The organism is Chryseobacterium gleum, assembly GCF_900636535.1.
Lineage (GTDB): Bacteria > Bacteroidota > Bacteroidia > Flavobacteriales > Weeksellaceae > Chryseobacterium > Chryseobacterium gleum.
Genome location: NZ_LR134289.1, coordinates 71,636 through 86,664 on the forward strand (window position 1 = coordinate 71,636; position 15,029 = coordinate 86,664).

General features: G+C 37.2%; 13 protein-coding genes. 9 read left to right on the top strand and 4 right to left on the bottom strand.

Features of this window, described 5'->3' with window-relative positions; all coding sequences use genetic code 11:
* Positions 1 to 224: 224 nt before the first annotated feature.
* Positions 225 to 1,595 (bottom strand): PQQ-dependent sugar dehydrogenase, encoded by a 1,371-nt coding sequence (locus EL165_RS00290; RefSeq protein ID WP_002980351.1) that lies wholly within the window; start codon positions 1,593 to 1,595, stop codon positions 225 to 227.
* Between the two features lie 216 nt (positions 1,596 to 1,811).
* On the opposite strand from EL165_RS00290, the gene secD reads away from it, so the two are divergent.
* The 4 genes from secD to EL165_RS00310 all read left to right on the top strand — a co-directional run bounded on the left by secD (position 1,812) and on the right by EL165_RS00310 (position 8,400).
* Positions 1,812 to 4,721, top strand: coding sequence for a protein translocase subunit SecD (gene secD, locus EL165_RS00295; protein WP_002980350.1), 2,910 nt, complete (start codon positions 1,812 to 1,814; stop codon positions 4,719 to 4,721).
* A 101-nt stretch (positions 4,722 to 4,822) separates the two neighbouring features.
* A protein-coding gene (locus EL165_RS00300; protein WP_429825934.1) for an IS3 family transposase occupies positions 4,823 to 6,060 on the top strand; the annotation gives its coding sequence in 2 pieces (ribosomal slippage) (positions 4,823 to 5,171 and positions 5,171 to 6,060; 1,239 coding nt in all).
* A gap of 176 nt (positions 6,061 to 6,236) precedes the next feature.
* Entirely contained in the window at positions 6,237 to 7,493 is a 1,257-nt protein-coding gene (locus EL165_RS00305) for a TCR/Tet family MFS transporter (protein ID WP_002980347.1), read from the top strand.
* Positions 7,494 to 7,596: 103 nt separating this feature from the next.
* The gene (locus tag EL165_RS00310; RefSeq protein WP_002980345.1) at positions 7,597 to 8,400 is read left to right on the top strand and encodes an arylamine N-acetyltransferase family protein; all 804 of its coding nucleotides are present in this window, start codon (positions 7,597 to 7,599) and stop codon (positions 8,398 to 8,400) included.
* Between the two features lie 78 nt (positions 8,401 to 8,478).
* Here the strand turns inward: EL165_RS00310 and EL165_RS00315 are convergent, their stop codons facing one another.
* The gene (locus tag EL165_RS00315; RefSeq protein ID WP_002980344.1) at positions 8,479 to 9,423 is read right to left on the bottom strand and encodes a hypothetical protein; all 945 of its coding nucleotides are present in this window, start codon (positions 9,421 to 9,423) and stop codon (positions 8,479 to 8,481) included.
* A 353-nt stretch (positions 9,424 to 9,776) separates the two neighbouring features.
* On the opposite strand from EL165_RS00315, the gene EL165_RS00320 reads away from it, so the two are divergent.
* From EL165_RS00320 to EL165_RS00335, 4 genes are all read left to right on the top strand, one after another.
* Complete coding sequence (locus EL165_RS00320; RefSeq protein WP_002980342.1) at positions 9,777 to 10,118, top strand: Sec-independent protein translocase subunit TatA/TatB; 342 nt, start codon at positions 9,777 to 9,779, stop codon at positions 10,116 to 10,118.
* Between the two features lie 2 nt (positions 10,119 to 10,120).
* On the top strand, positions 10,121 to 10,687 hold the full coding sequence (locus EL165_RS00325; protein WP_002980340.1) for a phosphatase PAP2 family protein: 567 nt from the start codon (positions 10,121 to 10,123) through the stop codon (positions 10,685 to 10,687).
* Positions 10,684 to 11,496 carry a tetratricopeptide repeat protein gene (locus EL165_RS00330; protein WP_002980338.1) on the top strand — a complete coding sequence of 271 codons (813 nt, stop codon included), beginning with the start codon at positions 10,684 to 10,686 and terminating at the stop codon, positions 11,494 to 11,496. Before EL165_RS00325 ends, EL165_RS00330 begins: the two co-directional genes overlap by 4 nt.
* Positions 11,497 to 11,584: 88 nt before the next feature.
* Positions 11,585 to 12,037, top strand: coding sequence for a tRNA (cytidine(34)-2'-O)-methyltransferase (locus tag EL165_RS00335; protein ID WP_002980335.1), 453 nt, complete (start codon positions 11,585 to 11,587; stop codon positions 12,035 to 12,037).
* 72 nt (positions 12,038 to 12,109) lie between these two features.
* On the opposite strand, the gene EL165_RS00340 is transcribed toward EL165_RS00335, so the two are convergent.
* Complete coding sequence (locus EL165_RS00340; RefSeq protein ID WP_002980333.1) at positions 12,110 to 12,583, bottom strand: 23S rRNA (pseudouridine(1915)-N(3))-methyltransferase RlmH; 474 nt, start codon at positions 12,581 to 12,583, stop codon at positions 12,110 to 12,112.
* 257 nt (positions 12,584 to 12,840) lie between these two features.
* Here EL165_RS00340 and EL165_RS00345 point away from each other — a divergent pair, with 257 nt between their 5' ends.
* Positions 12,841 to 13,854 (top strand): YihY/virulence factor BrkB family protein, encoded by a 1,014-nt coding sequence (locus tag EL165_RS00345; protein ID WP_002980331.1) that lies wholly within the window; start codon positions 12,841 to 12,843, stop codon positions 13,852 to 13,854.
* On the opposite strand, the gene nhaA is transcribed toward EL165_RS00345, so the two are convergent.
* Complete coding sequence (gene nhaA / locus EL165_RS00350) at positions 13,851 to 15,029, bottom strand: Na+/H+ antiporter NhaA (RefSeq protein WP_002980329.1); 1,179 nt, start codon at positions 15,027 to 15,029, stop codon at positions 13,851 to 13,853. The genes EL165_RS00345 and nhaA overlap by 4 nt on opposite strands.

The following is a 15,029-nucleotide window of genomic DNA, read 5'->3' on the forward strand; positions in this document are numbered from 1 at the left end:
AATGGTTTAAGAAATATTCAATATTTTTTGATAGTTTAAACAACTCCTTTATTTAAAAATAATTAAACGGAAGGTTCGCAAAGATTTTATAATGCCGATTTATTTTTTTGTTCGCAAAGCCACTCTGTCTAGCAATATTTTTGCTTAGTGAAGCGCCTTTGCGATCCTTTTTCATAGAATGTAAAAAACCTTAGCGTTTCGTTTGCGCTTAAAACCGGCTATTACTATTTGATAATCAATTTCTGACTATATGATTTCAGTTCCACGGATTTCAGATTAATATAATACACTCCGGCAGGAATTCCTGAAATATTAATTCCTTTGCCATTAGAGACTTTATCCGTTTCCATCACTTTTCTTCCGTCTGCACTGATGATTTCTAGGGTTGCTTTTTTATCTTTAACTCCATCAATGAAAACTTCTTTGGAAGCTGGATTAGGATAAACTTTTATATTTCCAAAGGCATTATTTTCCTGAGTTCCCAAAGTACCTGTGGTTATTTTAAAAATCTTTCCATTGTTCACAGCTGCTACATAAAGCCCTTTCTGGTAATCTTCCCCGAAAGTAGAGAAGTTATTCCCGGAATAAGGTGTCGTCCATGTGATGGCATTATTACTGTCCAGAATACCAATCTGGGTAGAGCAGTAGTCTGCAAAGAAATATTTACCCTGTAATGACGGATATTGGGAGCCTCTGTAGACATATCCTCCTGTGATAGAACATTTCCCTCCGGAATGATCATATACGGCAACAGGGAAGGTCATGGTAGACTGTGCGGCACATCCTGCTGTGTTGTAAGCATTATTCCCTTCGTAACAGCGCCAGCCGTAGTTTAAGCCTCCTTGAATAACAGGTATTTTGTTGATTTCTTCTATTGCTCCTTGCCCAACATCTGCAATCATGGCATTTCCTGTTGTAAGATCAAAAGAAAACTTCCAGGCATTTCTTAATCCGTAAGCCCATATTTCATCAGCACCATCCACTCCGGCTCCTGCAAAAGGATTGTCGGGCGGAATATTGTATGGGCCGGCAGCATCTACGTCTATTCTCAGCATCTTTCCGAGCAGTGAATTTTTGTTTTGAGCATTATTATTCGGGTCACCGCCGCTTCCTCCGTCTCCGGTAATGATCCATAATTTTCCGTCGGGAGCGAAATGAATACTTCCTCCATTATGATTGTCGAAAGGTTTCGGAATGCTCAGAAGGATTTTTTCAGAAGCGGGATCAGCTACATTCGGATCTGTGGAACTTACGCTGTATCTTGCGACGGTAACATTTCCGGCTGTATTGTTATAATACACAAAAAAATACCCGTTGGCAGAGTATTGTGGATGAAATGCGAGGCCAAGAAGACCTCTTTCGCCTCCAAAAATAATTTTTGAACTAATATCCAGAAAATTGGTGGAGTTGATTGTACCGTTAGGTTGAATAATTTTAATGATCCCGTTTTGCTGTACAACAAAAAGACGGCTGTCATTGGCATTCGTAATCTCTACAGGACTGGTAAGCCCCGTGACAAATTCTTCCAAATTAATGCTTTGAGAATTAACAATTAAGGAAGAAAAAATACTGATGCAAAAAAGTAATTTTTTCATAATATTTTGATAGTTAGTGTGTTGATAAATGGAATGAAAATTTTATACCAATATATTTTGAAAACTTCGCTATGATAGCACGAAAAAATTGTTAAATCTTAAATAGAAATCACAATACCAATATATCTGGAAATAAACCATTTCTGTTGTTAAAAATTCATAAAATACAAGAAAATCATTATATTTGCCGACTTAATTTAACGTAGTTATAACAAAATGCAAGGAAAAGGACTTATTACAATTGTCGCTATTGTACTAGGGTTGATTTGCTTAAACGAGCTATTACCAACATGGTACGCCAGCAAAATTGAAAAGCAGGCGACTGCTATTGCAGGAGACAATCCGGAGAAGTATCAGAAAGAAATCGCAAGACTTTCTAAGGATACTTTGAATTTAGGATTCACAAAACTTTATTACACTAAAGCCAAAGACAAGGAAATGAAACTTGGTCTTGACCTGAAAGGGGGGATCAACGTTCTTTTGGAGATCAACCAAAGAGATCTTGTGAATGATTTAACAAATTATTCTACAAATCCTGTTCTTATCGAGGCTTTAAACAAAACGGATGAAGCACAGAAGAATTCTACAAAACCTTACATCGACAACTTCTTCGAGCAGTTCGATGTAGTAAACAAAGCTAAAGGGGCAAACCTTAAGCTGGCAGATCCGGAAATTTTCGGAAATACAACCCTTACTGAGGTGAAGTATAACACTCCTGACGAGCAGGTAAAAAGCATTGTTAAAAGAAAGATCGATGCATCTGTAGGAACAGCTTTTGAGGTAATCAGAACGAGAATTGACAAGCTTGGAGCCATCCAGCCAAACGTTCAGAGAGTACCTGGTACCGCTAGAATTTCTGTGGAAATGCCTGGTATGAAGGACATTGATAAAGTGAAAAAAATGCTTCAGACTTCTGCAAAACTTCAGTTCTGGGAAGTACAGCAGGTTCCTGAAATTGCGCCTTATTTCCAGACTTTGACAACTATGGTTGCTGCAAAAGGAGATTCTATGGGAGTTGCAAAGAATGTGAACTTCATGAACCTTTTACAGCTTGACAAATTAAGAACTAATGGTGTTGCTAATGTAAAATTATCTGATACTGCAGTTGTAAACAAAATCCTGAACAGCAAAGTAGCTCAGTCTTTACGTCCGGCTAACATTAAATATACACAGTTCATGTGGGGTTACAAACCTGAAGCTACTGATACTGAAAGCCTGGTATTGTATGCGATCAGAGGTAACATCAATCAAAAAGCTCCGGTAGATGGTGCTGTTGAAACTGCAAGCATCGGTTATGATGAACTAAGCAGAATAGTAGTAGACATGCAGATGGATTCCAAAGGAGCAAAAGAGTGGAAAACATTAACAGAGAAAAACGTTGGAAAACCGGTTGCAGTAACTCTTGATAACAGAGTATATACCGCTCCGAACGTTGTTGGCGCTATTCCTAACGGTAGAACACAGATTTCCGGTAACTTCTCTCAGGAAGAAGCTAAGGAGCTTGTAGACGTGTTGGGTGCCGGTAAATTGCCTGCAGGTGCAAAAGTAGTTCAGGCTACGGTTGTAGGTCCGTCTTTAGGACAGGAGGCTATTGATTCAGGTTTAATGTCGTTCATCATCGCATTTGCTATTATCATTGTTTATATCATTTTCTACTACGGTGGAGCTGGTGTATATGCGGTAATTGCAATGGTGATTAACTTATTCTATATTTTCGGTATTATGGATTCGGGAGACTTTACGCTTACGCTTCCAGGTATCGCAGGTATCGTTCTTACCATGGCAGTTGCAGTGGATACGAACGTTATCATTTATGAAAGAACAAAAGAAGAATTATTCGCCGGGAAAAGTATTCTTGAAGCTTACAAAGATGGTTTCAAACATGCATTGAACGCGATTATTGACGGTCACACCACGACTTTCCTTACGGCAGTTGTATTGTTCTTCTTCGGAACAGGACCTATCAAAGGTTTTGCATTGACGCTGATGATTGGTATCGCAATGACCTTATTTACATCTGTATTGCTTTCACGAGTAATGATCTTCTCAAGATTGAATAAAGGAAAAGGTCTTTCTGTATGGACTCCGGCTACGAAGAACCTGTTCAGAAATACATGGATCGATTTCATTGGAAAGAGAAAATATGCCTACATCATTTCTGCAGTACTTACGATCGTTTGTATCATTTCAATTGCAACGCACGGTTTCAAATACGGTATCGACTTTACAGGAGGTAGAAACTATGTGGTAAGATTTGATAAAGATGTGAAAGCTGAAGATGTTGAAGAAAAATTAGTGGCATTATTCAAAACTGAAGATGGTAAAAACTCTTCAGTAGAAGCTAAGACTTTCGGAAACAACAAACAATTAAAGATCTCTACGGATTACCTTATCCAGGATGAATCTTTAAAAGCTGACCAGATTATCGAGCAAAAATTATTTGAAGGATTAAAGTCACAGTTACCGGCAGGAACAACATTGAAAGATTTCAAATCTGCTGATAAAGACCACGCAGGAATTATTTCTTCTGAGAAAGTAGGACCTTCAGTGGCTGATGATATCCAGACTCACGGTATTTATGCGGTATTGGCTGCATTAGCTATGATCTTCATCTATATCCTTGTAAGATTCAGAAAATGGCAGTTCTCTCTTGGAGCGGTTGCAGCTCTGTTCCACGATGCGGTAATTATCTTAGGAGCATATTCATTGCTTCACAAGTATATGCCTTTCAACATGGAGATCAACCAGGATTTCATTGCTGCAATCCTTACAGTATTGGGTTACTCTATTAACGATACGGTAATTATCTTCGACAGAATCAGAGAATACCTGAGAGAGAAAAAATCTTTAACATTGGCAGGTCTGTTTGATGACTCTATTTCAAGTACATTGGGTAGAACATTCAACACCTCATTCACTACGATTCTGGTTATCCTTGCGATCTTCATTTTCGGTGGTGATAACCTGAGAGGATTCATGTTTGCGATGTTAATCGGTATCGGTTTCGGTACTTATTCATCCATCTTTGTTGCATCTGCAATTGCTTACGACTTCCTTAAAACAGGAAAAGAAGAAGAGGTACATGGAAAATCCACTTCTGCAAAAGAAGAATTGGTTTCAAAGTAATACAAACTACAATAAATTAGTAAAGGCCGTTTCGAAAGAAACGGCCTTTTTCTTTATGTTTGTCCCGTCCTGAAATAAGTTGACAATTAATCGACTTATTTATGAAAGATCAAGTATTAAAAAGAGAAAAGCGCACACAAAGAGACTACAGTATAGCCTTTAAATTAAGAATAGTTTCTCAAGTAGAAAACGGCGATTACACTTACAAGCAGGCTCAAAAAGAGTATGGTATCCAGGGAAGAAGTACTGTTTTGGTTTGGTTGCGAAGATATGGTAACTTAGAGTGGAGTAAACCTAAACTTCATACTATGCCTAATTCCAAAGAAACACCAGCTCAAAAAATTAAACGTTTAGAAAAAGAACTAGCTGATGAAAAGCTAAAAACCAAGGTTCTTAATACGATGATTGATATCTCAGATAAACAATATGGGACTCAAATCAGAAAAAAGTTTTCCTCCCAACAATCTTCCAACTCCACAGACAAGGAATAAGTATATCAAGACTGTGTAGATTGTTTGGGATAAGCCGTCAGGCTATTTATCAAGCTAAGCAAAGGATTTTAATCCGGGAAAACCAATTACTGAAGGTAAAATTTCTGGTTCAGGAAATACGAATGAAGTTACCTAAATTAGGAACAAGAAAACTTTATCATCTTCTTAAAGAACAGCTCATACAGGAAGATGTCAAATTGGGAAGAGATGCTTTATTTGCCTACTTAAAAAGAGAGAATATGCTAATCCGTAGACAAAAGAAATATATTAAAACAACATTTTCAAAGCATTGGCTTAGAAAGCATCCCAATCTGTTGAAGGATTTGAGAGTAGAAAAAGCGGAACAGGTGTTTGTAAGCGATATAACTTATCTTAAAACCAAAGAATCTACATGTTATTTATCTTTGGTAACAGATGCCTATAGTAGAAAGATCATGGGATATTCATTAAGTTCAAATATGAACACTGAAAATGTTGCGAAAGCTTTAAAAATGGCAATAAAAAATAGAGGTTCAAGTGGCCCATTAATTCATCATTCAGATAGAGGTTTGCAATATTGCTCTGGTTATTACCAGAAAATACTTAATAAGAATGAAATCAAACCGTCAATGACTGATGGTTATGATTGCTATCAAAATGCACTGGCAGAAAGGGTGAATGGAATATTGAAACAAGAATTCCTTTTTTATAAAACAAAGAATATGCAAGATCTAAACTCATTAGTAAAAGAAAGTATTTATCTTTATAATACTAAAAGACCACATCTAAGCCTTAATATGCAAACTCCAGATAAAGTGCATAAAAAATCCGAAGAAATAAAATATCTCTCCGGATTAAATATTGTTTAATTTATGTCAACCTATTTTAGGACGACTCAGTTAAAAGAAAATATAAAAAATACAAAGCTTTTTTAAATGTAATGCATTATTTGTCATTATTTTATGTATTTGATTTTTTAGTATTTATATATGCTGCTCATAATTTAGAATCATTATTTTTCAGATTTGATTAATTTTGCACCATCATGGAAAATTCAAAGAAAAAAGCAGCTATAGGCTTCATATTTATTACTTTACTGATTGATATTACAGGCTGGGGAATCATCATTCCTGTTGTTCCTAAATTAATTGAAGAACTCATTCATGCAGATATCAGTGAAGCCGCAAAATATGGCGGCTGGCTTGGATTTGCCTATGCATTTACACAATTTATATTTTCGCCTTTAGTCGGTAATTTGAGTGATAAATACGGGCGAAGACCCATTATCCTGATTTCCCTTTTCGGATTTGCCGTAGATTATATTTTCCTTGCATTAGCGCCTACGATCTGGTGGCTGTTTATGGGAAGAATTATTGCCGGAATTACCGGTGCAAGTGTAACCACCGCCAGTGCTTACATTGCAGATATTTCTACGGATGAAGACAGAGCTAAAAATTTCGGACTGATAGGAGCTGCTTTTGGCTTAGGTTTTATCATAGGACCTGTTCTGGGTGGAGTTCTCGGGCATTACGGTGCCAGAGTACCTTTCTATGCCGCAGCAGGTTTGTGTCTGCTTAATTTCCTTTATGGTTATTTTATCCTTCCTGAAAGTCTGGATAAAGATAAAAGAAGAGAGTTCGACTGGAAGCGTGCGAATCCTATAGGCTCATTTAAGTTTTTAGGGAAACATCCTGAAATTTCCGGGCTGATTGTTTCACTGATCTTAATTTATATTGCTGGACATGCAGTACAGAGCAACTGGAGTTTCTTTACCATGTATAAATTCAGCTGGACAGAAAGAATGGTAGGGATTTCGTTAGGAGTAGTGGGTTTATTGGTAGGACTTGTACAGGGTGGTCTTATCAGATGGACAACTCCAAGACTCGGAGAGCAGAAAAGTATCTATTACGGATTGGCTTTCTATGCAGTAGGAATGCTGTTATTTGCCTTTGCATCAGAAGGCTGGATGATGTTTGTATTTCTGATTCCGTATTGCCTGGGAGGAATCTGCGGACCGGCTTTACAGTCTGTAATCACGAAAAGTGTTCCTTCCAACGAACAGGGTGAACTTCAGGGAGCATTAACGAGTTTAATGAGTGCCACATCCATTATAGGACCTCCGATGATGACGAATTTATTTTACTTTTTTACCCATGATGAAGCACCATTCAAGTTTTCGGGAGCGCCGTTTTTCCTTGCATTTATTTTAATGGCTCTCAGCGTTGTGATTACTTATTCTGCTTTTCAGAAAAAAAGAAAAGATCTGGTTGATGTAACCTCCGAAAAAGACTTTCAGAAATAATAGATCTGTTCTATTCTGAATATATTTATAGCTTTGGGTTTAATCTATTCGATAACTTTACTGAAGTAGTTTTACTCAATTTTGTAACAGGAAAAACAAAATTATGAATGCATCAGATCTTGAAAAGTATCTCGAACGGATTCATTTCTCCGGTATTCCGGAAATGAATATGGAAACATTGAAGAAAATTCATCAGCTTCATCCCAAACATATCCCGTTTGAAAATATAGACCCTTATACAGAGAAAGTACCTTCTTTGAATGCAGATGATGTCTTTAAAAAACTGGTTGTTGAATCAAGAGGAGGATATTGTTATGAACAAAACCTGCTTTTAAGTGAAGTTTTAAAATATTTAGGATTTAATGTAAAGCTTCAGCTGGGAAGGGTAGTATGGGGAAGACAAGAAGACAGTGTTGCTGCACAGACACATTTGCTGCTTATTGTTGATTTTGAAGATAAAAAGTATGTTGTAGACTGTGGATTTGGAACTGCTACACTTACTTCTCCAATACTTTTAAATGAAGAAGATCAGCAGCAGACACCCAACGGAATATTTAAAGTTTCGCACAGAGAAAATACATATATCCTTTGGATGTGGAAAGAGCAATGGCTTCCGGTATATCGCTTCATCCCTGAGCATGTAGAGCTTATTGATCTTGAGATTTCAAATTGGTACCTGTCTACACATCCGGATTCGCATTTTAAGAATAAGCTGATCCTCTCAAAAGTAGATGAGAATGCCCGTTATACTTATACGGATCACATCCTGAACATCAGGTCTGATGATGGTGCGAAAGAGTCTGTAACGATAGAAAATGATATTCAGTTGTATGAAATACTGTTTAATACTTTCGGATTAAAGGAAAATGCAATAGAAGCCCTGAAATCAAAAGTTAGAATATGGTAGTATCAGAAAATATAACCTATAAAAAACCGGGAAGCTTGTAAAGGCTTCCCGGTTTTATTAATCAGATTTTTATGAGAATTATGGATAAAGGGATTTTGTCCCGTTACTTACTATATTGCTGCCCAATCCGGAGAATGATACAGAAAAATTAGTGGAATTAAAGCTTAAAGAACCTGTAGGAGTACAAAGTCCCAATGCATAACGGCATTGCCCGTAAGCACCTGTCCTTTTTGTAATTTTACTCTCGCTTTTCGCTTTTCCTAAGCTGATATAACCCCAATCACTTACATCTGCATTGGACACTGTAGAACCGGAATAATAAATGGTAATCTGGTATCCGGCTTCACCTCTCTTAGATCCCCATAACCAGTTAGCGGTCCACCACTGTTTATACCATTTGGAAGCTACTTTAGAAACTTCATCAGATGCTTCTGAATGTCCACGCGTATCCATCATAACAAGACCTCCGAAAATATTATCCCAGACAATACCTGAATCACCATAAAAGCATAATGTGGTAAATTTCCCGCTTTTACTGTTCCATGTTATTTCCATAACATTGATTCCGGCTTTTAGCTCTTCTGTGATTGCTTCATTTAATCCCTGTTGTGCTGTTGTCAGATTTTCTCCCTCGTACAGATCTCCGATTTTCCCGATTTTTACAGAAGAAGGATCCATGATGTTTCCTGATGCAATAAACTGGTCTTTATCTGTGATCAGTTTTTTGGAAAGCTCAACACCTTGCTGTGATGAAATTTTACCCAATACATGTACTCCTGTAATCTGTAAATCATTTTTCAGATAGGCTTCAAGATTTTTTCCGGATTCATCCAGTTGGTGCTGAACTGCTTCTGGGACAATTTGAGATGGAAGAGAAGTAATCTCCTTCTTCAGATCAGCAACAGTTACCTTTGACTGAACTGTTTCCTGCTGGTTCATTTCACTGCTTTCATTCCGGCAGCTGTTGAGAGTTAATACCGATAAGACGGCGAAAACTTTAAAAGTAGTCACTAGTTTTTTCATAATTAATATTTATTGGTTTGTGTGTTATAAATATACAGAATTATTATTTAATTCTCATTGTTTTGAATTAAATATTTGTTAATTTATAGGTGGCAGATAGCAGGAATTAGAGGGTAGGGAGCTTAAAGTTCAAGGTTTAAGGTTTAAGGTTTAAGGTTTAAAGTTCAAGGCTAGCGTTTAAGGTTATCAGTCAGCCAGCAACAAAACAAACCCGGATCACGCAAACCGTAACCCGTAAAATACAGTCAGCAACTTTAAACCTTAAACATTGAACCCTGATATAAAATCTTAAAATTTGTTTAAATTTTTAGTTTACAGTCTGTAAATGGAATAATCTTTCGTAATTTTACCGCATGGAATTAAGCATTGGAGAAATGGCACTCATTGCCATTGCAATCGTTGTATTATTCGGTCCGGATAAACTGCCTCAGATTGCGCGTGACTTAGGTGCAGGCGTTAGAAAAATGCGTGGAGCGGTAGAAGATATCAAAACTGAAATCATGAAGGAAACAGATAATCCTGTTTCTGAAATCAAGCGTGAAATTGAGAAGGTGAAAGATGCTGCCAAAGATTTCAATCCTGTGAATGATATCAAAAAAGATATTCTTACGGAGCCCTCTTCTGTTGCTTCTAATGAGCCTCCAAAACCAAAACCTGCAGATGATGAGACTTACGAAGGACCTGTAAGCAGATAACGATGGAGGAAATCATTCAGGAAGATAAAAAGGTATTTCTCTACCTTAATAATTTGGGCAATTCATCTTTTGACCAGTTTTGGATGCTGATTTCAAGTACCTGGATCTGGGTGCCCCTTTATATTATATTTCTTTATTTTTTATACAAAAACTATAAACTAAGATCGTTAGTTTTTATCCTTATATTTCTGGCAATTGGCGCAACGGTTTCTGACCAGCTGGCCGGTGTCTTCAAATATGGTGTGGCAAGACTCAGACCTTGTCATGACCCCACTCTGGAACATCACATGAGAATCGTGAAATGCGGAGGACAGTATGGCTTTTATTCTGCCCATGCTTCCAATACATTCTTTTTGGCTTCCTTTTTAAGTATTTTATTAAAAAATAAGCTTAAATGGTTTCCATATGCTATATTTGTATGGGCTGTGGTAGTTTCCTACAGCCGTATATATTTAGGTGTGCATTTCCCGATAGATATTTTGGTGGGGGCGTTTGTTGGATCTTTATTGGGAGTGATATTTGGTGCACTCGCCAAAAAAGTGATCAACAAACAAACTATAACTTCATGAAAAAAACTTTATTATTAGTAACTTCCCTCTGTTTTTCTCTTAATTTCTATGCCCAGGATAAAAAACTGGCGGAAGAATGTTTTAAAAAAGCTGATTATAAGTGTGCCGAAGAGCAATACTTAAAACTGGCAGAGAAAGAACAGATCCAAAAATTTCAATCAGAATATTACGATTATCTGGGAACAGCACAGAGAAGGCTTGGGAAAACCACTCAGGCTTTTAAATCTTATGATTCTGCTCTGAAAGCAAACCCTTTGGCAGTTTCTGTATACGTCAATCTGTCATCACTTTACAGCCAGAAAGGAAACAAAGTGAAGGCCCTGGAATATATAGAGAAAGGACTCAAAGTAAATCCTGAAACAGTAGATTTATATCTTACCCGTTCCAAAATCTACGACAGCCAGGGAAAAGAAGATCTTGCGATTAAAGATCTTAACCAGATTCTGACTTTTGCTCCGGACAATATTTTTGCAAAAACAGGGCTTGCCAATCTGAAAAAAAATAATGGTGATCTGGATGGAGCTTTAAAAGATTATAATCAGCTTCTTGCTGAAAAACCGGAATCATTGCTATATAACGGGCGGGCAGATGTTTATTTTAAAATGAAAAAATACAAGGAGGCGCTGGCCGATGCCAATAAAGCTATTTCTATAGACCCGAAATTTTCGCAGTCTTATGTAAGCAAGGCTATGATTTTGTTTGATACTTCCAAGCCAAAAGAAGCCTGCGAAAATCTTGACAAAGCAGTTGCTTTGGGATATGAAAAAGCGGTGCTGACTGATTTTTACGCTAAATGTGCAAAAAAATAACAGAAAACTGATCCTTCCCAATCATTTAATTAATCCATACTAAAACCAAACTGGTGTAACTGTTAAAAAAAGAATTAAGAATAGAAAGATGTTGAATATTGTTCTTGTAGAACCCGAAATACCTAATAATACAGGGAATATCGGAAGATTGTGTGTGGGGACTGAAAGCAGATTGCACCTGGTACATCCATTTGGATTTGTAATTAATGATAAAAACCTGAAGCGTTCCGGTCTGGATTATTGGGTACATCTTGATGTTTCAGAATATGCAGATATAGAAGAATGGATTGAAACTGTTCCTGATAGATCACGTGTTTTTTTAATGAGCTCACATGCTGAAAAATCCTATCTGGAAACTGATTTCCAGGATGGGGACTGGCTGGTTTTCGGAAAGGAGAGTGCAGGGCTGAGTAAAGATGTTCTGGACCGTTTTGATAATCATCTGACCATTCCTATGTCAAAACTTATCAGGAGTTTTAATATTGCCAATTCCGTTGCTTTTGTCATAGGTGAAGCAAAGAGGCAGCTCAGCTTAAAATAACAGATCCCGATAAGTAAATGAAATCAAAATCTGAAAAATATGAACCCTTCCTGAATCCGGAAGGGTTTTCTTTTAATCGTTATGATAAGGTTTTCCCTGCAAAATCTGATCTGCACGGTAAAGCTGCTCCACAATAAACAGGCGGATCATCTGATGGGTAAAAGTCATTTTGGATAAAGACATTTTTTCATTGGCTCTGCTGTAGATTTCCTCAGAAAAGCCGTAAGCACCTCCAATCAGAATATGTACTTTTTTTACTGAAGAATTCATCCATACATCAATCTTTGCTGAAAATTCCCGGCTGGTAAACTGTTTCCCTTTCTCATCAAGAATGACAACCAGATCGTTTTTATCAATATGATTTAAAAATAATTTAGCTTCTTCTTTTTTAAGAAGGTCGGGAGACAGGTTCTTAGCATTTTTTACATCCGGAATTTCAATGATTTCAAAATTCCAGTGTTTGGGCAGGCGGTTAAGGTAATAACTGATCAAAGAGGTAATTTCCTTATCATCTGTTTTACCGATACAAAGTAGGCTGATTCGCATTGTAAGATGTTTCAGGCTGCAAAGATAGGGCTTTAGGAGGGGAAGATCAAAGTTGTTGATTGTTTTGTTGTGGGGTTACGGGTTGCGAGTTGCGTGATTCGGTTTTGTTTTTGTTACTGATTAACTCATAGCTTTAAACTCTAAACCTTAAACTTTGAACTCTAAATTTTGTAGTCCTAATTCCTGCTACCTATTACCTTCTATCTTTTCCCATTTAATTTAATTCCCCTACCTTTGTATCAAAGACAAACAGATCGATGAGTGTAAAGGTTCCTAAATTTATTTTAAAGATTCAAGAGTTTTTCGACAGCATCCATATTCCTGTTTTGGGAATATCGCTTTGGCAGATGTTTCAGATTTATATCTCCGGAATTTTTAAAGGGAAAATAGGAAGAAAAGCAGCTGCTATTTCTTGGAGCTTTACGATAAGTCTGTTTCCGTTTATTCTCTTCCTGCTTTCGGTTTTGCCTTATATGCCGCATTATGCCAAGCTGCAGTTTTATATTTTTGAAGTATTGATGCACAATGTTTTTCCTTCTAATATGGAAGGGGATATACGAGGATATATTGAGGCCAATATTGTTCCCAATATGAAAGGGATCAGTAATCTGACCATTTTGCTGGCTTTGCTTTTTGCAACCAACGGAACTTTTTCCCTGATTAATGGTTTCAATGAAAATTCGGATGAAAAGCTGAGCGATGTAAAAGAATTCATTCTTTCCTTTTTTATTACAATTGGCTTTATTACCATCGTGTTTCTAGCCCTCTTTGGTGTTTACTATGCGGAGGTTGTTATGCGGCCTTTTACGCCGGCTTATGAAATCACCTGGCTAGTAGATAACCTTTCCAAGATTATTGGTTTCGTTTCTTTCCCGCTTTTTTACTTTATACTTCTGACATTATTTTACTGGCTGGGAACAGTGAAAATCACAAGATTCCGTCAGGCGGTTCCGGGAGCTATCCTGACTACTGTACTGTTTGTGGTAACAACTTATATTTTTGCCATTTATGTAAAGGATATTGCACGGTATAACGTTCTTTACGGATCCATAGGAAGTATGATCCTGCTGATGGTATGGGTGAATGTAAATGTGTATCTTCTTTTATTCGGGAATGAGCTGAATATGGCAATCAGAAAACTCAGAATAGAAAAGCTGCTGTCAGATGAAATCCGCAAAGAAGCCTCAGAATATCATGCACAGGTTACTGAGCCGGATTTTGATGGTGATGAGGAACATAAAAGAAAGCTGGAGAACCGGAAGAAAGATTAATTTTCCTCCAGTTCAGGATTTTCTTTTGAACTTATGCTCAGGATGGTAAATCCGGCAATTGCAGCAATAAAGGAAGCAATCAGAATGGCAAACTTAGCTTCGTCCTGAATTGGTATCTCTTCTTTGAAGGAGAGCAATGCAATAAAAATAGACATTGTAAATCCAATACCAGCCAGCAGACCTACACCAATCATCTGCAGCCAATTGCTGTTCTGGGGTAGGGAACTAAGCTTTAATCTGATGGCAATCAATGAGAATAAATTGATGCCAAGAAGTTTGCCCAATACCAGCCCGCAGATAATTCCCAATCCTAATGTACTTGTAACTCCCGTCACCATTTCGTTGGAAAAAGTGATATTGGTATTTGTTAGTGCAAATATCGGCATAATCAGAAAACTTACCGGAATATGGAGCTGATGCTCCAGTTTTTCCAAAGGTGATATTTCTACGTTGGAAGCATTGGTAGGAATTGAAAATGCAAGTAAAACACCTGCTATAGTGGCGTGAATTCCGGAATGATGGAGGAAGTACCATAAAAACAGTCCCGGAATGATATAAAATATAATTCTGGTTACTTTTAAAAAGTTTAAGATAAAAAGTAAGGCCGTTACTCCAAAAGATAACAGAAGATAACTCCAGTGAATCTGCTCAGTATAGAAAATGGCAATCACGAGAATAGCTCCCAGATCATCTACAATAGCCAGTGCTGCCAAAAATATTTTGATAGAATTCGGAATCTTTTTACCCAGCATTGAAATGATCGCCAAAGAGAAAGCAATATCTGTTGCCATAGGAATTCCCCAGCCGTTGCTGTATTCTGTTCCGGTATTGAAAATGCTGTAAATTACCGCCGGGACAAGCATTCCGCCTACTGCTGCAAAAATGGGCAGGGAGGCATTTTTAAAGGATGAAAGTTCTCCTTCTATAAGTTCCCGTTTTATTTCAAGGCCTACCAGAAGGAAGAATATAGCCATTAATCCGTCATTGATCCAGATGCTGACAGGATATTTAAGCCCGAAAAGATGGGTGCCCACTTCTTTGTCTAAAAATTGCTGAAAATTTTCTGCAGCAGAGGAGTTGGCAATAAACAATGAAATAAGTACACAGAAAATAAGAATAATTCCTGATGACTGACTGTTGTTGAAAAATTTTTTAAAGTAAAGAGATAAATTCAT

Excerpts from the sequence above, each read along its gene's own strand:
- EL165_RS00290 (WP_002980351.1), bottom strand. The coding sequence starts at position 1,595 with ATGAAAAAATTACTTTTTTGCATCAGTATTTTTTCTTCCTTAATTGTT.
- secD (WP_002980350.1), top strand. The coding sequence starts at position 1,812 with ATGCAAGGAAAAGGACTTATTACAATTGTCGCTATTGTACTAGGGTTG.
- EL165_RS00305 (WP_002980347.1), top strand. The coding sequence starts at position 6,237 with ATGGAAAATTCAAAGAAAAAAGCAGCTATAGGCTTCATATTTATTACT.
- EL165_RS00310 (WP_002980345.1), top strand. The coding sequence starts at position 7,597 with ATGAATGCATCAGATCTTGAAAAGTATCTCGAACGGATTCATTTCTCC.
- EL165_RS00315 (WP_002980344.1), bottom strand. The coding sequence starts at position 9,423 with ATGAAAAAACTAGTGACTACTTTTAAAGTTTTCGCCGTCTTATCGGTA.
- EL165_RS00320 (WP_002980342.1), top strand. The coding sequence starts at position 9,777 with ATGGAATTAAGCATTGGAGAAATGGCACTCATTGCCATTGCAATCGTT.
- EL165_RS00325 (WP_002980340.1), top strand. The coding sequence starts at position 10,121 with ATGGAGGAAATCATTCAGGAAGATAAAAAGGTATTTCTCTACCTTAAT.
- EL165_RS00330 (WP_002980338.1), top strand. The coding sequence starts at position 10,684 with ATGAAAAAAACTTTATTATTAGTAACTTCCCTCTGTTTTTCTCTTAAT.
- EL165_RS00335 (WP_002980335.1), top strand. The coding sequence starts at position 11,585 with ATGTTGAATATTGTTCTTGTAGAACCCGAAATACCTAATAATACAGGG.
- EL165_RS00340 (WP_002980333.1), bottom strand. The coding sequence starts at position 12,583 with ATGCGAATCAGCCTACTTTGTATCGGTAAAACAGATGATAAGGAAATT.
- EL165_RS00345 (WP_002980331.1), top strand. The coding sequence starts at position 12,841 with ATGAGTGTAAAGGTTCCTAAATTTATTTTAAAGATTCAAGAGTTTTTC.
- nhaA (WP_002980329.1), bottom strand. The coding sequence starts at position 15,029 with ATGAATTTATCTCTTTACTTTAAAAAATTTTTCAACAACAGTCAGTCA.